We start from the raw sequence: 18,708 nt of genomic DNA on the forward strand, positions 1-18,708 counted from the left end.
CTTAAAGCTCCGCCGAGACACGGAGATACCAGAAGCCGCCCAGCACGCCGAGCGGCGAGGCGTCGGGATAGACGAACCCGCTCGCCGGAGCGCCCGTGGAAGGATAGAGCAGCCGGGTCTCGCGGTCGGGATAATTGTCGAAGATATTCTCCCCGCCCACGGCGATCCGGAACTTGTCCGCGATCTTCACGCCAACCTCCAGATCGAAGGAGACTTCCGCGCCGAAAGTCTTGTTCCCGCCATTGGAGGCAATCTGGTTATTGGTGAACTTGCCGAAATAATTGGCGCGGGCGACGACATCGACCGGCCCCGCCTCCGCCGTCTGGGTGAACACGCCGCGCCAGCGGGGCAGCAGCGTCTCGATGTCGCGCTTGCGCTCGTCGTCGATCAGTTGCAGGGACCGTCCGCCCGGCAAGGTGATGGTCCGGCGATAGCTGAGCTTCGTACGGTTGTAATTGACCGCCAGCGACGATCCCAACTTGCCCCAGCCCGTATTCGCCCGATAATTCGCTACAAAGTCCACGCCCTGGGTCCGGGTGCCGAAACCATTGGTGAAATATTGGACCGCGCCCAGCGAATTGGGATCGACCACGCCCAGCGCGGCCAGTTGCACCCGATCCGCATCCGTCACCGAAACCCGACTGGTCAGTCCGATGCGGTTCGTCACCTTGATATTATAATAGTCCGCCGTGATGGTGAAGGACGGTGTGGGCGTCAGGACAAGACCGCCGCTGAAATTGACCGACTCCTCGGGCTTCAATGCGGTCGCGCCATAATATCTGGCGGCGGCGTCTTCGGGCGACAATGTGGCGATCTGCACCGGCACCGGATTGGTGCCGATGAAGGAGGTCTGCAGGTTGCGCAGGTAAAGCTGCCCCGGCGTCGGCGCGCGGAAGCCGGTGCTGGCCGCCCCGCGCAACGCGATGGCGTCGCTGAACGCATAACGCGCCGTCGCCTTCACATTGGTCGTGCCGCCGAAGTCGTCATAATGTTCGTAACGCACCGCCCCGCCCAGAGTGAAGCGCGGCGTCACGTCCACCTCCAGGTCCAGATAGGCCGCCTGGCTGGCGCGCGACCGGTCGACGATCGATGTCGGGCCATAGCCGGGAAAGCCGTTGGAGCCGACCGGATGCGTGACGAGGAAGGTCGAACCGTCGGCGCGCCGCACCGTCTGGGACGCATAGATGCCCTGCGTATAGGACGCCGCGTCGCCCGCGCCGATCAGGAAGCTCTCGCGCCGATATTCGAAGCCGCCCGCAATGTTGAGCGGGCTGGCAAGGCCGATCTCCAGCGGATAGCTGAGGTCCAGATTGGCGTTCAGCTCGCGCTGCTCCAGCGACCCGTCATAGAAGTCGGTCGGTGAATCCGGCCCCAGCGACGGGTTGAACGTGTCGCTGATATAATATTTGATCCGGTTCTGGCCGTAACCGATGCTGGCGTCATAATGCAGTCCGCCGATTTCGCCCTTATAGCCGCCGACAGCGGAAATGTCCGTATTGGTGCTGCGGAACCGCGGCGTGAAGCCATTGGGAAAGATATTGGCGTCATTCCAGGTCCGCCCATCGGCATTCCATGTCCCATCGGCATTGCGGTCGAGATAATAGAGCGAAATCGACTTGCCGAAGGTGAAGGGACTGCCGGCCGGCCCTGTCGTCGTCACGGCGATCGGACGCCGGTAGTTGAAGTCGATGACCTGATCCGAATAGCCGTAATTGCCGAAGAAATAGAGCGCGTCGTCGCCCAGCGGCAGTTCTGCGTTGACGAAGAAGCGATAGGCTTCGGTGTCGGGACTGCCGAACTTTGTCACCGGCTGCTTGACGTCATAGCCCAGCGTTTCCAGAACCACCGCGTCCGGACGCTGTACGGCGCGATTGGTGTCATGGGCGTTGATATATTCGCCGGTCAGGTTGATGAAGCCGCCTTCATTGCCCAGCTTCAATCCCCAATTGCCCGACAACTGGATGTCGCGCCCGTCGCCCTCATAATATTCGCCATAGCGCGCGTTGAGGCTCAGCCCTTCCACATTGCTCTTCAGCGCGAAGTTGATGACGCCGGCAATCGCGTCCGATCCATATTGGGCGGCGGCGCCGTCACGCAACACCTCGACCCGCTGGACCGCCGCGCCGGGAATCTGCGACAGGTCGGCGCTCTGCGACCCGGCGGCGAGCGACCCGCCGCTCACCTGCACCAGCGCGGAACGGTGGACGCGCTTGCCGTTGATCAGCACCAGCGTCTCGTCCGGCGGCAGGCCGCGCAACGTCGGCGGCCGGACGAAGGCCGATCCGTCGAACAGCGCGTTGCGCTGAAGGTTGAAGGAGGGAACCAGATTCTTGATCGCGGCCTTGATGTCGCTGGTCGCCTGCGACGCCAGGTCGCCGGCGCTGAAGACGTCCACCGGCACGGCGGATTCGCTGACCGTGCGATCCGTCCGGCGCGTACCCGTGACGATGATCGCGTCGCGTTCACTCGCGGCCGCCGCTGCCGCATTGTCGGCGGGCTGCACCTGCGCCTGCGCGCCTTGGGCAAGCGCCACCGCCGCCAGGGCCACGCCGGCCCCGGCCCAGATTTTCACCGAATGCATGAAGTCCCCCTGCTTATGATTTGTCGCATGATCCGCGCGGGCGGGACATGGCTTCGGCCCCGTCCCTGCGCTGAATTATCTACTATATCGGTAGATTATTGAGGCAATCGAGTTTTCGTCATAGATGGAACGGTGCGGAATATAGGGCGATTTCCGGACGATCGATCCCGCTCCGGTTCGCGATCCGACCGGCTGCAAGGGGGAGCGACCTTGCCGCTCCCCTCCGTCAAAGCCCGGCCCGCGGGCGATCAGGCGGCGCTCTTTTCGGCCGCTTTGCTGCTGTAGCGATTGTCCGGCTGGGCCAAGCCCAGATGTTCGCGGAAGGTGGTGCCTTCATATTCGGTGCGGAACAGCCCGCGCGCCTGCAGGATCGGGATCACCCTGTCGACGAACAGGTCGAGCTGCCCGGGCAGCGGCTCGAACACGACGAAGCCGTCGGCGGCGCCGCTTTCGAACCATTGCTGCAACCGGTCGGCAACGGTCTCGGGCGATCCGACGAAGGCGCCGCGCGGCGTCGCCAGCCTTTCGGCCACTTGCCGCAGGGTCAGCTTTTCGGCGCGCACCAATGCCAATATCCGCAACGTCGCGCTCTGCTGGCTATTGATGCCGATATGCTCGACGTCCGGAAAGGGCGCGTCCAGATCATATTGGCGGAAATCATGGTCGTTGAAGGTCCGCGACAGGAAGCCAAGGCCGGTATCGATCGATTCCAGCGACGCCAGTTCGCGATAACGCGCCTCCGCATCCTCGTCCGTCTCTCCGACGATCGGGGCGATTCCCGGCAGGATGAACAGTTGGTGCGGATCGCGGCCGAAACCCTTGGCCCGCGCCTTCACATCGGCATAATAGGCCCGGCCCGCCTCCTCGTCCTCGGCATGGGTGAAGATGACCTCCGCCCGCTTCGCCGCGAAATTGCGCCCGTCGTCCGAAGCGCCCGCCTGGAAGATGACCGGCTGGCCCTGCGGCGTCCGCTTGATGTTGAGCGGCCCGCGCACCTGGAAGAACTCGCCCTTGTGGTCCAGCCGGTGGAGCCGCTCCGGATCGACGAACTGGCCGCTTTCCTTGTCCGCGACATGGGCGTCCTCCTCCCAGCTGTCCCACAGGCCCTGGACCACGTCCAGATATTCCCCGGCGATGCGGTAGCGCACGGCATGGGGCGGATGCTCGGTCTTGCTGAAATTGGCGGCGGTATCGCCCAGCCAGGACGTCACGATGTTCCATCCCGCCCGGCCGCCGCTCAGATGGTCGAGCGAGGCGAACTGGCGCGCGACGTTGAACGGCTCGGAATAGCTGACCGTCAGCGTCCCCACCAGCCCGATGCGGGATGTGGTCGCCGCCAGCGCGGACAGGATGGTGATCGGCTCGAAGCGGTTGAGATAATGCGGACTGGACTTCTCCGTGATCGACAGGCTGTCCGCGACGAAGAGGAAATCGAACTTGCCGCGTTCGGCGGTGGCCGCCTGCTTCTGGTAAAAGGCCAGGCTGGTGCTGGCATTGACGTCGCGGCCGGGGTGCCGCCAGTCGTTCCAGGTGCGGCCGACGCCGTGCAGGATGAAGCCGAGCTTGATGTGACGGTGCTGGGACATGATCGGTTCTCGCTCAATGATTGGCGCGGACCGGTCTATTATTCCGCCCATCGGCCGACCAACGCATAATGGTCGGCCATTTATCGATTCTGCAAAACCATTGAGCGCGGCTCGTAATTGGGCAGCGACGGCAAATATGCCGGATGCGGCAACTCCCCGGCGCACGGTTCCAGCTTCGCCAACACTGTCCACAGCCACAGCGCATCGTTCGCCGCGCGATGGCGGGCCGGGCAAAGCCGGTCCGCATGCCGCTGCGCCGCGAATATGTCCTCGCTCGTCACCGCCAGCGTGTCGAGGATGGCGGAGACATGCTCGATCGGACGGGCGCTTTCCCGGCCGGCGGCCTTCGCCAGCATATCCCACCAATAACCGTCGATGCCGCTGTCCGCGACAAGGCGCCGTCCGCCGACCGCCCGGTCGAGTTCGGCGAAGACCCGATCGGCCGGCATGCCCTCCTGCTCCAGCTGCTCCGGGCTTATGCCGTGCAGGTCCAGCGCTTCCCGCGTCCAGTCCCATGCGCGCCAGTCGGTCAGGGGACGGATCAGCCAGGACCGGGCGCCCTTCGCATCGGCTATTCCGACCTCGATGGGAAAGGACCGGCCATGACGGGGAAGGCAGCTCGCTTCGAAATCGATCGTCACATAATCCATCGGCGCGATCTCCGTTATTCCGGCAATTGCCACGATCCCGACCGGATGTGGCGACGCTCCTTCCGTTCCGATCTACAGGCTTCGGACGGCGAACAGTTATTTTCTCTGCCCGAAGAACCATGAATGATTGGAATAGGAGGATCGATCAATTGTTCCGCCAAGGCAATGATATTGAACGAACCGTATTTCCACATGAATGAGTATTGCCAATAATATTCGTATATTCAAAGCATGCCGACCAATCATCATAACCGGACGGCGCATCCATCCCTTAGCAATGGTCCTGCACGGAAATCGTCCGGCGACCTTGAAAGGTGATGATATGTCCTCCGCAGCAGCAGATATTCTGGACCGCGCCGATGGGATCATCGGCATCCGCCCCCTGCAACCGACCATCGGCGCCGAAATCGACGGCGTCGATCTCAGCAGGCCGCTTTCCCCCGGACAGCGCGACGCGATCCGCGCCGCCCTGTTGCGCTACAAGGTCGTGTTCTTCCGCGACCAGCCGCTGACCAATGAACAGCATGCCGCCTTCGCCGCGGCCTTCGGCCCGCTCTACACCCATCCCAGCACCACCGCCGATTCCAGGATCGCGCCCATCCACAAGATCGCGGCGGCCGACGCGGCCCGATATGAAAAGCGCATCCATCGGGACGTAAGGCCGGGCGACGCCTATCACAGCGACACGAGCTGGCGGCTGGTGCCGACCTGGGGCGCCGTGCTGCGCGCCGTCACCCTGCCCGATGTCGGCGGGGACACCATCTGGGTCGACGCGCATCTCGCCTATGAAGGGCTGTCGGACGACGTCAAGGCGCGGCTGGAGGGGCTGCACGTCACCCATGACTTCCGGGAAGCTCTGGTCGGCGCTGGGCACGACTATCCGATCGTCGCGCATCCCGTCGTGCGCACCCATCGCGAAACCGGGCAGAAGATCCTCTGGGTCAACTATACCCAGCGGCCGCAGATATTGGGCGTGGAACTGGCGGAGAGCCGCGAATTGCTGGAGGAGATCGTCCGGCAATATAAGCGGCCCGAATATCAGGTCCGCTTTTCCTGGCGTCCCAACTCGGTCGCCTTCTGGGACAATCGGGCGGCGGTTCACTATGCCGTGCGCAACTATGGCGATTTCCCGCGCGTGCTGGAACGCATCCTGATCGCGGACGAACCGCTCTACGCGAACCTCTGATCCTTGGCGGGCCGGTTGCGGCTGCCGCCGCCGCCGGTCCTGGAGACGCCATGACGCGCACCATCCTCTCCCGGCGCAGGGTTCTTCTTCCCTGGATCGTCCTCTTCGCCCTGATCGCGCTCGCCGCCATCGGCTTCGCCTCGCTCCGCCCGCATGGCGGGGGCGATCCGGGCCGCCCCGTCCTGAAGATCGGGGATCAGCGCGGCGGCGCGCAGGCGTTGATGCGCGCCGCCGGCGAACTGGACGATCTGCCCTACCGGATCGAATGGGCGCAGTTTCCGGCGGCCTCTCCCTTGCTGGAGGCGCTGGCCGCGGGCGCGATCGATGTGGGGGGCGTCGGCGCTCCGCCCTTCGCCTTCGCCTATGCGGGCGGCGCGAAGATCAAGGCGGTCTTCGCCTATCGCCCGCAGGGCCCCGGCGTTGGCCGCGCCTCCGCCATCGTCGTGCCGAAGGACTCGCCGGTCCGGTCCGTGGCGCAGCTCAAGGGGCGCAAGCTTGCCACGGTGCGCGGTTCGGCCGGGCAGGATCTGGCGCTCCGCCTGATCGAACAAGCGGGCCTTGCGTCGTCCGATGTCCGCTGGACCTATCTCGACAACGGCGCGGCCAAGGCGGCGCTGGAAAGCGGCGCGATCGACGCCTGGTCGACCTGGGGCAGCTATGTCGGCATCGCTGTCATGGAAAATGGCGACCGGGTGCTGGCCGATGCCAGCGGCCTTCCCGCCCAGACGGGTTTCTTTGCGGCATCGGACTCCGCGATCCACGCCAAGCGGCCGATACTGGCCGATTTCCTGGCGCGGCTGAGCCGGGCGCGGCGCTGGGCGGCGGCGCATCCCGACGCCTTCGCCCGGACGCTGGCGCAGGAGACCGGCCTGCCCTTCAAGGTCGCCCGCTTCTCCATCACGGCCTATATCGGCACGGCGGAACCGATAAACGATGATCTGGTTCGCGAACAGGCCGAAATCTTTGCCCGTTACCGCCGCGCCGGCATCATCCCCGCGCTGCCCGACATTCGCGGCGCCTATGACCCGTCCTTCAACGCCACGACCCTGGCCCGGCGGGACTGACGCTCTCCTTTTTCATTTCGAAGGATCTCCGATGAAAAGCCTGCTTCTCGCCGGCGCCGCACTTTCCGGCGCCGTCCTTCCATCCTTCGCCGCCGCGCAGGAGCTTGCCGCCGCCGACGATGCGGAAGCCGCCGGATCGGCCATCGTCGTCACCGGCACGCGCCGGGGCGGGGGCCGGACGGTGGCGGACAGCCCCGTGCCCATCGACGTCATCAGTCCCCAGGAATTGCAGGCCACCGGCCGCACGGGCCTCAAGGAAGTGCTGGGCAACATCATCCCCTCCCTCACCATGCCGGCGCTGGGCGGCGGCGGCACCTCGGCCAGCGTGCGCCCCATCTCCATCCGGGGCCTGTCGGGCGATTATCTGCTGGTGCTGGTCAACGGCAAGCGGCGGCACACGACCGCGCTCATCAATAACCTTTCGCGCATATCGGGCGGTTCCACCCCGGTCGACATCGACCTCATCCCCACCAACGCCGTGGGCCGGATCGAGGTGCTGCGCGACGGCGCCGCCGCCCAATATGGGTCGGACGCGATTTCCGGCGTCATCAACATCCTGCTGGACGACGCGCCGGAGGGCGGCTCCTTCTCAGCCACCGCCGGGCAGCTTTACGAAAAGGGCGGCGCACTGGTGCAGCAGGGGCTAAGCTACGGCACCCGCATCGGCGGCGACGGCTTCGTCCGCATCGCCGTGGAGGGGAAGTATCACGACCGCGCCGACAGCTCCGCCGAACCCGTGCCCTATGTCTATCCCTTCGTGAACGGCGCCCCGGACCCGCGCGAGGCCCATGCGGATCATCTGATCGCGGGCGGCTATGGCCGGTCCAACCGGGACAAGATCGTCAACGGATCGGTCAATGCCGAACTGCCCCTCGGCGCGCTGACCGCCTACAGCTTTTCCACCCTCAGCTATCGCGACATCGATGACAAGCGCGGCGCGATCTTCCCGGCGACCACCGGCTATGGCGGGCAGGCGAATGTGCAGGGCCAGACATCCCTTCCCGGCCTCTATCCCTCCGGCTTCCAGGCGCGCCGGCGCATCGAGGAATGGGACTGGCAATCCGCCATCGGCCTGCGCGGCGATCTGACGGCAGGCTGGTCGTTCGACCTCTCCACCAGCTATGGGCGGGATCATGTGAAGCTGGGCGCCGAAGGCACCCTCAACCCTTCGCTCGGCCCGTCCAGCCCGACAAGCTTCTTCATGGGCAAGCAGATACAGGACCTCTGGGTCAACAATCTGGAATTCACCCGCGGCTACGACATAGGCACGGCCCGTCCGCTCGACGTGGCCATCGGGTTCGAGCATCGCTGGGAGAAGTTCCGCAACCGCGCGGGGGAGCCGGACAGCTACCGCGACGGCGGCTATGTGATCCCCGCCGACGGAACGCCCTTCGGCAACGCCTATGGCGGGCGGTCGCCATCGCCGGGACTGGTTTCCTTCACCGGAACCTCTCCGGCGGACGAGGCGACGCTCAGCCGCAACAACATCGCCGCCTATGTCGACCTGTCGACCGACCTGACGCCCGGCTGGTTCGTCGGCGTCGCCGGGCGCTTCGAACATTATGACGACAGCGCGGGCGACACGGTGTCGGGCAAATTCTCGACCCGCTATGAGTTCGCGCCCGGCCTTGCCGTCCGTGGCGGCGTCAACACCGGCTTCCGCGCTCCCTCGCTGGCGCAGGGCGGCTTTTCGACCACGCAGAACACGGCGACGATCATCGGCAATAACCGGGTCAGCACCACATCGAAATTCCTGCCGGTCGGCAGCATCGCCGCGCAGGCGCTGGGCGCCACCCCGCTCAAGCCGGAAAAGTCGCTCAACTACACGGCGGGCCTGTCCTTTGAGCGCGGCCCGTTCCGCCTCACCGTCGACGCCTATCAGATCGCGGTGGACGACCGCATCGTCAAGACCGAATTCCTCGGCACGGCGGCCAATGGAGGCGCGGCCATCCGCGCGATCCTGGTCGCCAACGGCATCGATGATGTCGACAGCGCCCAATTCTTCGCCAACGCCATCGACACCCGCACGCGCGGCATCGACGTCGTGACGGAATATACGCTGCGCACCGGCGCGCTCGGCAGTTTCCGCCTGAACGCGGCCTACAGCTATAACCGCACGAAGATCACCCATGTCGTCGACACGCCGCCGGAACTCGCCTCGCTCAACGTCACCCTGTTCGGGCGCCAGGCGCAGCGCGACCTCGTCGCCGCGACCCCGCGCACGAAGCTGGTGCTGACGAACGACTGGTCGCTGGGCCGCCTGCATGCGCTGGCGCGGCTGACCCGCTTCGGCCGCTATGTGGAATCGAGCAATGTCGCGACCGGCGACCGGCGCTTCGGCGCGAAATGGATCGCGGACCTCGATGTCGGCTATGACATCAGCGATCGGCTGACGCTGTCGGTCGGCGCGAACAATCTGTTCGACGTCTATCCCGACCGCCATGGCGTGATCGCCTATGACGGATCGGGCGCCTACGGCAATTTCGCGCCGTTCGGGCTGAGCGGCGGCTTCTATTATGGGCGCGTTTCGGCGCGCTTCTGACCGCCGCCGCGCTGCGGGCTCAACTGCTGGTCCAGCCGCCGCCCAGCGCCCTGAACAGGTCGACCTGGGCGAAGGCCACCGCCCGGTTGGCGGTCGCCAGATCGCTCTCCGCCGCTGCCAGCGTCCGCTGCGCATCCAGCACGGTCAGGAAATCGATCTGCCCCTCCCGCTGCCGGGCAAGGCTGATGCGGGCCGCCCGCCCGGCAGCCTCCCGCGCGGCCTTCAGCGTATCGCGGCGCTCCAGCGCATGGGCATAGACGGACAGCGCCGTCTCGGTTTCCTCCAGCGCCTGCAGCACCGTGCCGTCGAACGCCGCGAGCGACCCGTCGGCATCGGCCCTTGCCGCCGCGATCCTTGCGCGATTGGCTTGGCTGTTGGGAAAGGCCCAGTTGATCAGCGGCCCCAGCAGCCAGCGGAACGGCCCGCCGCCGAAAATATCGCCGCCGCCCACCGCCGTCGTGCCGATCGATCCGCCCAGCGTGATGCGCGGATAAAGGTCCGCCGTCGCCACCCCGATCCGCGCCGTGTCGGCGGCCAACCGCTGCTCGGCGGCCCGCACGTCCGGACGCCGGGCCAGCAAAGCGCGTCCGTCCCCCACCGGTATGGGCTGGCTGAGGCCGGGCGTCGTCTTCTGGTCCTGCACCGGCGCGGGCAGCTCCTGCGGCGTCCGCCCCGTCAGCGTCGCCAGCCGGAACAGCGCGCTGTCCCGGTCCGCGATCAGGCTGGGGATGATCGCCGCCTGCTGGTCGCGCAGCGCCGTCACGCGGATCACGTCCAGCCGGTCCGACCGGCCCACCTCGAACCGCGCATTGGTGATGCGGATGCTGTTGTCGAGCAGCGCCACCGTCTGCCGCGCCACCGCGATCCGCTCCGCCGAACTGGTCGCGTCGACATAGGCGCGCACCGTGTCCGCGACCACCGCCACGCGCACCGCGTCGGCATCGGCCGACGCGGCGTTGACGTCGCCCTTCGCCGCCTCGATGCTGCGCTTCACCCGCCCGAACAGATCGACCTCATAGGCGACGTTCAACCCCGCATCGACGGTCCAGTTCTCGCGGTCGGCTCCCGGCAGCGTCTGGGCCGCCGACGCCCGGCCATAGCTGGGCGAACCGCTCAATGTCGTCTGCGGCAGCCTGTCGGAACGGGCGCCGCGCAACTGGGCGCGGGCCTTTTCCAGCCGGGCGACGGCCACGCGGATGTCGCTATTGGCCTTCAGCGCGTCCTGCACCAGCCCGTCCAGCACCGGATCGCTGTAGAGCCGCCACCAATGCTCGTCGGCCTCAGCCATGCTGACTGCTGTGCTGGCCGCCGGACCGGCCGCGCCGATAAAGGCCCCGGCAGCAGCGGTCGGGGTAGCCGGGGCCTTATAGTCCGGCCCTGCGGCGCAGGCGGTCAGGGCCGACGCACCGAGCAGGAGGGGGAGGAGTGTCTTGATCATCATGCCGTTCCTTATTCGGCGGGTTGCAGCGCGGCGGGGGCCTGACCCTTGCCCTTGCGGGAAAAGTGGTCGCCCAATGCGCGGCACACGACATAGAAAGTGGGGGTGAAAAGCAGGCCGAACGCCGTCACGCCGGTCATCCCGAAGAAGACGGCCGTGCCCAAAGCCTGCCGCAGCTCCGCGCCCGCCCCGCTCGCGATCACCAGCGGCACCGCGCCCAGGATGAAGGCGAAGCTGGTCATCAGGATCGGACGCAACCGGGTCTGCGCCGCCTGAACGGCGGCATCCACCGGCGACAGGCCCTGTTCCTCCTCCGCCTGCTTGGCGAACTCGACCACCAGGATCGCGTTCTTCGCCGCCAGGGCGATCAGCACGACCAGCCCGATCTGCGTCAGGATATTATTGTCCATGCCCCGCAGGTTCACGCCCAGCATGGCCGCGAACAGGCACATCGGCACGATCAGGATGATCGACAGCGGCAGCGTCAGGCTTTCATATTGCGCCGCCAGCACCAGGAAGACGAAGAACACCGCCATGGCGAAGACGACGCCCGCCGTATTGCCGGCGATCACCTGCTGATAGGCGACGCCCGTCCATTCCTTGCCATAACCGGCGGGCAGGGTGGAATCGGCCAGCTTCTCCATCGTCGTCAGCGACTGGCCCGAACTGTATCCGGGCGCGGTATCGCCGTCGATCTCCACCGCCGGCAGCAGGTTGTAGCGCACCACGCGATAGGGACCGGTCTTGTCCCTGAAGGTCGAGACGGAACCGATGGGCACCATCTGCCCGCTGTTCGACCGGGTCTTCAGATTGGCGATGTCCGCCACCGTGCCGCGATGGTCGGCATCGGCCTGCGCGGTCACGCGATAGGTGCGCCCCAGCAGGTTGAAGTCGTTGACGAAGGCGGAGCCCAGATAGACCTGCATCGCTTCGAACACGCGCTCCGGCGGCACGCCCAGCAGGTCGGCCTTGCGCCGGTCCACATCGGCATAGACGCGGGGCGTGCCGACATCGAACAGCGTATAGACCATGTTGAGTCCGGGCGTCTGGTTCGCCTTGGCGATGAAGTCCTGGGCGACCTTGTTCAGCCCGGCATAGCCATGATCCTCGCGGTCCTGCACCATCAGGCGGTATCCGCCCGCCGAACCGATGCCCTGGATGAGCGGCGGCGGCACGAGCAGGATGCGGGCCTTGTCATAACCGGCGACGGCCTTGTTCGCCTGCTCCATGATCCCGGCATAGGTGACGCCTTCTTGCCGACGCTCGGCGAAGGTCTTGAACGGGAAGTAGATGGCGGCGCTGTTGGGCGCCTGCGTCTGCGAAGGGCCATGGAAACCGGCGAACATCACCGCGCCGCGCAGCCCCTTGACCGGCAGGATTCTCGCCGCGACCTCCCGCGTCACCTTGTCGGTGCGCTCCAGCGACGCGCCGGAGGGGAGTTGCACGACTGCGAGGAAATAGCCCTGATCCTGCGCGGGGATGAAGCCGCCGGGCGTCACCCAGAACAGGGCGATGGTGGCGGCGATCAGCCCCGAATAGGTCAGCAGCATCTTCTTGGGCCGCGCGACGAGGAAGCGGGTGAGGCGGGCATAGCCAGCGCTCAGCCGGTCGAAGCCGCGATTGAAGCGGTCGGCCGCCTGCCCGGCCAATTGGCGCCAGCGCGGCGCATTGTCCAGATCATGCCCGCCATTTTGGGCATGGGGCTTGGACTTCAGCAGCAAGGCCGCCGCCGCCGGAGACAGAGTGAGCGAGAGGATCAGCGAAATGATCGTCGCGGTCGAAATGGTGACGGCGAACTGCTGGTAGAAAGCGCCCGAAATGCCGGTGATGAACAAAGTCGGCACGAACACCGCGCACAGGACGAGGACGATGGCGATCAGCGCCGTGGACACCTCATCCATGGAGACGCGGGCGGCCTCCAGCGGCGACATGCCATGCTCGATATTGCGCTCGACATTCTCGACCACGACGATGGCGTCGTCGACGACGATGCCGATGGCCAGCACCAGCCCGAACAGCGACAGATTGTTCAGCGAATAACCCAGCCCCGCCAGGATCGCCGCCGTGCCGATCAGCGAGACCGGAATGGCGATGATCGGGATGACCGCCGCGCGCCAGTTCTGGAGGAAGACCAGAATGACGAGCACGACCAGGATCACCGCTTCGAACAGCGTGTGATAGACGGCGTCGATGGACTGGGCGATGAATTCGGTCGGATTGTAGATGACGCTATATTCCAGCCCCTTGGGGAAGCGCTTGGAAAGCTGCTCCATCTCCGCCTTCACCTTCTCCGCCGCGTCCAGCGCGTTGGAGCCGGGGCGCTGCATCGTCGCGATGACGACGGTCGGCTTGTTCGACAGATAGGTGTTGATGCCATAATCCTGCGCGCCCAGTTCGACGCGGGCGACGTCGCCCACCCGGACCTGGCGGCCGTCCGCATCGGTGCGGATGACGATGTCCGCAAACTGCTGCGGCTCGGTCAGGCGGCCCTGCATCTCGACGCCAAGCTGGAAGGCTTCACCGCGATCATAAGGTGGCTGGCCGATGGAACCGGCGGACACCTGCACATTCTGGGCGCGCAGGGCCTGCACGATCTCGCCCGCCGTCAGGTTGAGCGCGGCGGCGCGGTCGGGGTCGATCCAGATGCGCATCGCATAGTCGCGCGATCCGAAAAGCTGCACGTCGCCCACGCCGTCCAGCCGCGCCAGCCGGTCGCGCACCTGCGTCAGCGCATAGTTGGAGATATAATCGCGGTCGAACGTCCCGTCCGGCGACTGGAGGTTCACGACCATCAGGAATTCCGGGGTGGTCTTGCGCGTGACGACGCCCAGCCGCTGCACCTCTTCGGGTAGGCGCGGGATGGCGACGGCGACGCGGTTCTGGACCAGCACCTGCGCGGCGTCCAGATCGGTGCCGACCTTGAAGGTGACGGTGATCGTGACCTTGCCGTCGCCGGTCGACTGGCTGCTCTGGTAGAGCATGTCGTCGACGCCGTTGATCTCCTGCTCGATCGGCGCGGCGACGGTGGACGCGACGGTTTCGGCGGATGCGCCGGGATATTGGGCGGACACCGTGACTGTGGGCGGCACGATGTCGGGATATTGCGAAACGGGCAGACCGACAAAGGCGATCGCCCCGACCACGGTGATGATCACCGCGATCACGGCGGCAAAGATCGGCCGGTCGATGAAGAAACGGGAGAGGCGCATCGGACGAATTCCTCGATGGCGTGAAAAGGGGTTCGCGATCCGGGGAGCGCGCGTTTCAGCTTGATTTCCTACCTCTGCCTCCGTTCGCCCTGAGCTTGTCGAAGCCTGTCCTGAGCGCCTGCCTTGCAGGCAGTCGAAGGGGGCTTCACTTCTCTTCAAGGAAAAGTGCAGGGCTTCGACAGGTTCAGCCCGAACGGGGAGGGGGTGATGCCTTAGCGCGCAAAGGTCGCCTGCGCCGCAACCGGCGCCGCCGCATCCACCGCCGCAACCGGCGCCGGAGCCGCCTTGATCGCCGCCGGCTTCGTCGCGACCTTCGCACCCGGCATGGCCGCCTGAATGTTCGACACGATCACCCGGTCGCCGGGCGTCAGCCCCGCGCGGATGATGCGCAGCCCGTCCACCACCGGACCCAGCTCCACCGGCTTCGCCGCGACGCTGTCGTCCCGCCCGACCACCAGCACGGTCTTGCGCGCCTGATCGGACTGGATCGCCTCATCCGGCACCAGCAAGGCATTGACCTTGCCGCCATTGGCCAGCCGCATATTGCCGAACAGCCCCGGCGTCAGGAACATGTCCGGATTGTCGAACACGGCCCGCACCCGGATCGTCCCCGAACGCGGATCGAGCCCATTGTCGGTGAAGTCCAGCCGCCCCTTGTGCCGATAATCCGCTTCATCCTGCAACCGCACCTCGACCGCCCCGCCAGCGCCCCTGTCGCGCTGCGACTTCAGGTACAGCGCCTCGGAAGCGTCGAAGTTGAAATAAATGGGATCGAGCTTGTTGACCGTCGTCAGCAATGTCGCGCCCGCCCCTTCACCCGCCGAGACGAGATTGCCGATATCGACCCGCCGGTCCGAAACCCGCCCCGAAATCGGCGCGCGGACCTGCGTGAACTCCATGTCGAGCGCCCGCTGCCGCTCCCGCGCCTGCGCCCCCGCCAGCGCGGCCTGCGCCGCCTGCAACCGCGACCGGAGCGAGTCCACTTCACTCGCCGAAACCGCCTCGTCCCCCGTCAGACGCTGGACGCGGCTATAATCATTCTGCGCCAGCAGCAAGGCGCTGCGGGCGCTCGCCGTGCTGGCCTTCGCCTCCGCCAGAGCCGCGAGGAAAGGCCGCTGATCGATGGTGAAGAGCAGTTGCCCCGCCCTCACATAATCGCCGTCCCTGAAGTGGATCGCCGTCACCGACCCCGACACGCGGGGACGAATCTCGACCGTCTGGCTGGGCGCGAAGCGTCCGACATAATCGTCCCACTGCGTCACCGCGCGGGTCAGCGGGGCGGAGACGCCCACGGTGACCAGCGGGGTGGCGGCGGCCTGCGCCTCGGGCCTGTCGATCAGCTTCCACGTCACCCCGCCCAGGATGGCGAGCGCGATCACGCCCAGCGAAACATGGCGCTTTCGCCAGCGGGCGAGGGGGGTTGCCGACCTGGTGTCGACGTCGATGGGGGTGTGCATGTTCATGGGTGTCAGCTCCGGGAACCTTGGAAGCGCCGTTGCGCGCTGATGCTGGCCAGCAATGTTTCGAGCTGGCCCTCGTTGAATCCGGCCTTCAAAAAGGCCTTCAGGAAGGAAGGGCGGACCGCATAGCCGCGATGCCAGGCGTCGACCGCCAAACGGCGCAGGCTCTCCAGCCGCTTGTTGGCAAGGCGCGGATTGGCCCGCTCCCCAAATATCCAGCTTTTCACCCGGTCCCAGCGGTCCGGCGCGCGCAGCGACGACAGGCCGTCCCGCCGCGCAAGCTGGATGATCTGCCATTCGACGGGCGCGAAACCGGCGTTCGCCGCCCTTTTGACGCCAATCGCTCCGCCATCTTCGGCCAGCGTGGCAAGTTGCAGAAATGCCATGGCAATTCCCCTGTGCATGACGCGCAACCGGGAATCGGGCCGACGCATCGTCGTCCGCTGCGAGCCATCCCGGCCGAACGTGGAAAAAAACCTCTCCGCCGCGCGACCGGCGGGCCGCGCGTCGAACAATGGAATGATGGTCAGGTCGCGCCGCCCTGTTGGGCTGGTCGCGTCAGGTCGTCAGCGACGACAGGGTTTGAGAAACGTCCGCATCATGTGACCCCTTTTGGAGAGCAGGTCTATTCAATACTGACTGGTATATAATGCGGTGCAGCAGCAGGGTCAACAGGCTTTTTATACCGTTTGGTAATTTTTCGGTATGGAATTCCGGAAAGCCCGGTTTTCCGTCACTTCCCCGGCCAGACGGCCAGCGTCGTCTCCACCAGTTGCTCCAGCAGTTCGCGCGACATCCCCGCGCCCGCATGCACGGCCATGCCCTGCACCACGGCGGTCAGATAGGTGGCCAGCGCCTTCGGCTCGATCGTGTCGGGAAAGTCGCCTTCCTCCCGCGCCCGTTCCAGCCGCGCCACCAGGGCCGCGTCGGAGGAGGCGCGGCGGGCGATGACCTCGTCGCGGATCGACTCGGCCTGGGTGGCGCAGGCGACCGCGCTGATCACGCCCAGGCAGCCATGCGGATCGGTCGTCCCGGTCTGGATCGCCAGCGACCCGCGCAGCAGCCGTTCCGCCACGCCCTTTGCGGTGGGTTCGTCCAGCGCGGATTTGATGTAGCACAGCTTGTCGCGCTCATAGAGGTCGAGCGCCTTGCGGAACAGCGATTCCTTGTTGCCGAAACAGGCGTAGAGGCTGGGCTTGGTGATGCCCATCGCCTCGGTCAGTTCCGCCATCGACGCGCCTTCATAGCCGCGCCGCCAAAAGACGGTCAGCGCGGCACTGAGCGCTTCTTCGGGATCGAACTCCCTCGGGCGTCCCCTCGCTGTCTGAGTCTGTGTTTCCATACCGAGCGGTATATAGTGAGAGTTGCGCCCATCGTCCAGACCCGGCTTCTACGGAGCGCCACTTTGCCCTATCAGCCGGAAAAAAGAGAGCAAAGCGCGCATGCAGACCCGCCTTCTTCAATATTTCCTGGCCCTGGAGAGGGAAGGGCATTTCGCCCGCGCCGCCGCCGCCTGCCATGTCTCGCAACCCACGCTCTCGGCCGGCATTTCCGCGCTGGAGGCGCAACTCGGCAAACGCCTGATCCAGCGCAACCGCCGCTACGCTGGCCTGACGGACGAAGGCCGGGCGATCCTCCCCTGGGCGCAGCAGCTTGTCGCGGCGGCGGACAATCTGATGCAGGCGGCGGCGGTCGCCAAGGGCCCCTTGCAGGGCGAATTGCGCCTGGGCGCGATCCCGGCCGCCATGCCCGCCGTCGGCCCGCTGGTGGAGGCGCTGCTGGAGCGGCATCCCGGCCTCAACATCTTGGTCCGGGCGCTGACCTCGCGCCAGATCGAGCGGGAGCTCGCCGCGTTCGAACTGGACGCCGGCCTCACCTATCTGGATTTCGAGCCGCCCTCCCACATGCTGGCCGCGCCCCTTTATGTCGAGCGCTACATGCTGGTGGCGGCGCGCGGCGTGCTGGATGAAAAGCGCCCGCCGGACTGGGAGAATGTCGCCGCCCTGCCGCTGTGCCTGCTCCATCAGGGCATGCAGAACCGGCGCATATTGGACGCCCGGCTGGGCGAGCGTGGCCTCGCGCTGCGCCCGGTGGTGACGGCGGACAGCTATGTCGCCCTGTTCGCGCTGGTGCGGCAGGGGCGGCTCTGCTCCATCGTGCCCGACAGCCATGCGATGCTGCTGGACGGTCTGGACTGGGTGCGCACCTTCGCCCTGCCCGACGCGGAGGAGGGGAGCCGCATCGGCGTGATCGTCTCCGACCGCGCCCCGCTGGGCCCGCTGGCGCAAGCGGTCCTGACCGTGGCGCGGGACATTTCAGGACGGAGCGAGGCGGTTTAAGGAGCGCCCCCACTCCCCGTCATGCTGAACTCCTTTCAGCATCCATTGGGCCTCCCAAGCGGAGCGTTCTGAAAGGCCCCGCCCTGAACCTCAAGTGGACGCATCTCACTGAGGCGATGGGTAAAAGGACTATCCTCTCTCCTCCTCCTTTTCCCCCAACACAATCGCATCGATCCGCCGCAACATAGCCACAAAAGCCTCCACCTCCTCCGCACTGAAATGCGAGAATATCCCGCTCTCCAGCTCCAGCGCTCTGGGCGCGATGGCCCCATGCAACCGCCACCCTTCTTTGGTCAGCGCCAGCAGATGCGACCGCCGGTCCTCCGCATTGGGCAGGCGCTGAACAATCCCCCGCCCGGTCAACGCAATCGCCGCCCGGCTGACCGTCACCTTGTCCATGCGGCTCCGGGCGCAGATCTGCTGCTGCGTAACGCCGCCAAGCTCCGCCACCCAGGCGATGACCCGCCATTCCGCAATGCTGATCCCGAACAGCCTCTCATAACTTTGCGCGATGGTGTCGCTCAGCAACGCCGCCGTGAAGGACAGGCGATAGGGAATGAACTGATCGAGGCGCAGCGTCTTGGCGGTCATCCGCAACTGGTAACATTTGATACTTCATCGGCAAAGCGCTATGATGGTAACAATTGATACCA

The 18,708-nt window shown here is 66.0% G+C and carries 13 protein-coding genes; 4 read left to right on the forward strand and 9 right to left on the reverse strand.

From position 1 onward, the window contains the following. Position 1: 1 nt before the first annotated feature. The 3 genes from K7W03_RS00115 to K7W03_RS00125 all read right to left on the reverse strand — a co-directional run bounded on the left by K7W03_RS00115 (position 2) and on the right by K7W03_RS00125 (position 4,817). Complete coding sequence (locus tag K7W03_RS00115; RefSeq protein ID WP_222885165.1) at positions 2–2,581, reverse strand: TonB-dependent receptor plug domain-containing protein; 2,580 nt, start codon at positions 2,579–2,581, stop codon at positions 2–4. Between the two features lie 248 nt (positions 2,582–2,829). Further along, positions 2,830–4,167 carry an LLM class flavin-dependent oxidoreductase gene (locus tag K7W03_RS00120; protein WP_048576877.1) on the reverse strand — a complete coding sequence of 446 codons (1,338 nt, stop codon included), beginning with the start codon at positions 4,165–4,167 and terminating at the stop codon, positions 2,830–2,832. A gap of 80 nt (positions 4,168–4,247) precedes the next feature. Continuing rightward, complete coding sequence (locus K7W03_RS00125; RefSeq protein WP_222885166.1) at positions 4,248–4,817, reverse strand: hypothetical protein; 570 nt, start codon at positions 4,815–4,817, stop codon at positions 4,248–4,250. A gap of 322 nt (positions 4,818–5,139) precedes the next feature. Here K7W03_RS00125 and K7W03_RS00130 point away from each other — a divergent pair, with 322 nt between their 5' ends. From K7W03_RS00130 to K7W03_RS00140, 3 genes are read left to right on the forward strand one after another with little or no spacing between them, the layout of a single operon-like run. Then, the gene (locus tag K7W03_RS00130; protein ID WP_044661083.1) at positions 5,140–6,003 is read left to right on the forward strand and encodes a TauD/TfdA dioxygenase family protein; all 864 of its coding nucleotides are present in this window, start codon (positions 5,140–5,142) and stop codon (positions 6,001–6,003) included. Between the two features lie 50 nt (positions 6,004–6,053). Continuing rightward, entirely contained in the window at positions 6,054–7,067 is a 1,014-nt protein-coding gene (locus K7W03_RS00135) for an ABC transporter substrate-binding protein (RefSeq protein WP_222885167.1), read from the forward strand. Positions 7,068–7,098: 31 nt separating this feature from the next. Beyond that, positions 7,099–9,609, forward strand: a complete 2,511-nt coding sequence (locus K7W03_RS00140) for a TonB-dependent receptor plug domain-containing protein (RefSeq protein ID WP_103001858.1) — start codon at positions 7,099–7,101, stop codon at positions 9,607–9,609. Between the two features lie 19 nt (positions 9,610–9,628). Here the strand turns inward: K7W03_RS00140 and K7W03_RS00145 are convergent, their stop codons facing one another. The 5 genes from K7W03_RS00145 to K7W03_RS00165 all read right to left on the reverse strand — a co-directional run bounded on the left by K7W03_RS00145 (position 9,629) and on the right by K7W03_RS00165 (position 17,058). Then, entirely contained in the window at positions 9,629–11,050 is a 1,422-nt protein-coding gene (locus tag K7W03_RS00145; RefSeq protein ID WP_413469282.1) for an efflux transporter outer membrane subunit, read from the reverse strand. An 8-nt stretch (positions 11,051–11,058) separates the two neighbouring features. Next, on the reverse strand, positions 11,059–14,256 hold the full coding sequence (locus K7W03_RS00150; RefSeq protein ID WP_222885168.1) for an efflux RND transporter permease subunit: 3,198 nt from the start codon (positions 14,254–14,256) through the stop codon (positions 11,059–11,061). 212 nt (positions 14,257–14,468) lie between these two features. Continuing rightward, a complete protein-coding gene (locus K7W03_RS00155; RefSeq protein WP_222885169.1) occupies positions 14,469–15,719 on the reverse strand; it encodes an efflux RND transporter periplasmic adaptor subunit in 1,251 nt (416 codons plus the stop codon). A gap of 5 nt (positions 15,720–15,724) precedes the next feature. After that, complete coding sequence (locus tag K7W03_RS00160) at positions 15,725–16,102, reverse strand: hypothetical protein (RefSeq protein WP_222885170.1); 378 nt, start codon at positions 16,100–16,102, stop codon at positions 15,725–15,727. A 347-nt stretch (positions 16,103–16,449) separates the two neighbouring features. After that, positions 16,450–17,058, reverse strand: a complete 609-nt coding sequence (locus K7W03_RS00165) for a TetR/AcrR family transcriptional regulator (RefSeq protein ID WP_048576883.1) — start codon at positions 17,056–17,058, stop codon at positions 16,450–16,452. A 100-nt stretch (positions 17,059–17,158) separates the two neighbouring features. On the opposite strand from K7W03_RS00165, the gene K7W03_RS00170 reads away from it, so the two are divergent. Further along, positions 17,159–18,055, forward strand: coding sequence for a LysR family transcriptional regulator (locus tag K7W03_RS00170; protein WP_222885171.1), 897 nt, complete (start codon positions 17,159–17,161; stop codon positions 18,053–18,055). A 129-nt stretch (positions 18,056–18,184) separates the two neighbouring features. On the opposite strand, the gene K7W03_RS00175 is transcribed toward K7W03_RS00170, so the two are convergent. Continuing rightward, the gene (locus tag K7W03_RS00175; RefSeq protein WP_222885172.1) at positions 18,185–18,646 is read right to left on the reverse strand and encodes a MarR family winged helix-turn-helix transcriptional regulator; all 462 of its coding nucleotides are present in this window, start codon (positions 18,644–18,646) and stop codon (positions 18,185–18,187) included. Positions 18,647–18,708 lie beyond the last annotated feature (62 nt).

This window comes from Sphingobium sp. PNB, assembly GCF_019873065.1.
Taxonomy (GTDB): domain Bacteria; phylum Pseudomonadota; class Alphaproteobacteria; order Sphingomonadales; family Sphingomonadaceae; genus Sphingobium; species Sphingobium fuliginis.

Bases quoted from the DNA above. Each gene is read 5' to 3' on its own strand.
- K7W03_RS00115 (WP_222885165.1), bottom strand. From the start codon at position 2,581: ATGCATTCGGTGAAAATCTGGGCCGGGGCCGGCGTGGCCCTGGCGGCG.
- K7W03_RS00120 (WP_048576877.1), bottom strand. From the start codon at position 4,167: ATGTCCCAGCACCGTCACATCAAGCTCGGCTTCATCCTGCACGGCGTC.
- K7W03_RS00125 (WP_222885166.1), bottom strand. From the start codon at position 4,817: ATGGATTATGTGACGATCGATTTCGAAGCGAGCTGCCTTCCCCGTCAT.
- K7W03_RS00130 (WP_044661083.1), top strand. From the start codon at position 5,140: ATGTCCTCCGCAGCAGCAGATATTCTGGACCGCGCCGATGGGATCATC.
- K7W03_RS00135 (WP_222885167.1), top strand. From the start codon at position 6,054: ATGACGCGCACCATCCTCTCCCGGCGCAGGGTTCTTCTTCCCTGGATC.
- K7W03_RS00140 (WP_103001858.1), top strand. From the start codon at position 7,099: ATGAAAAGCCTGCTTCTCGCCGGCGCCGCACTTTCCGGCGCCGTCCTT.
- K7W03_RS00145 (WP_413469282.1), bottom strand. From the start codon at position 11,050: ATGATGATCAAGACACTCCTCCCCCTCCTGCTCGGTGCGTCGGCCCTG.
- K7W03_RS00150 (WP_222885168.1), bottom strand. From the start codon at position 14,256: ATGCGCCTCTCCCGTTTCTTCATCGACCGGCCGATCTTTGCCGCCGTG.
- K7W03_RS00155 (WP_222885169.1), bottom strand. From the start codon at position 15,719: ATGAACATGCACACCCCCATCGACGTCGACACCAGGTCGGCAACCCCC.
- K7W03_RS00160 (WP_222885170.1), bottom strand. From the start codon at position 16,102: ATGGCATTTCTGCAACTTGCCACGCTGGCCGAAGATGGCGGAGCGATT.
- K7W03_RS00165 (WP_048576883.1), bottom strand. From the start codon at position 17,058: ATGGAAACACAGACTCAGACAGCGAGGGGACGCCCGAGGGAGTTCGAT.
- K7W03_RS00170 (WP_222885171.1), top strand. From the start codon at position 17,159: ATGCAGACCCGCCTTCTTCAATATTTCCTGGCCCTGGAGAGGGAAGGG.
- K7W03_RS00175 (WP_222885172.1), bottom strand. From the start codon at position 18,646: ATGACCGCCAAGACGCTGCGCCTCGATCAGTTCATTCCCTATCGCCTG.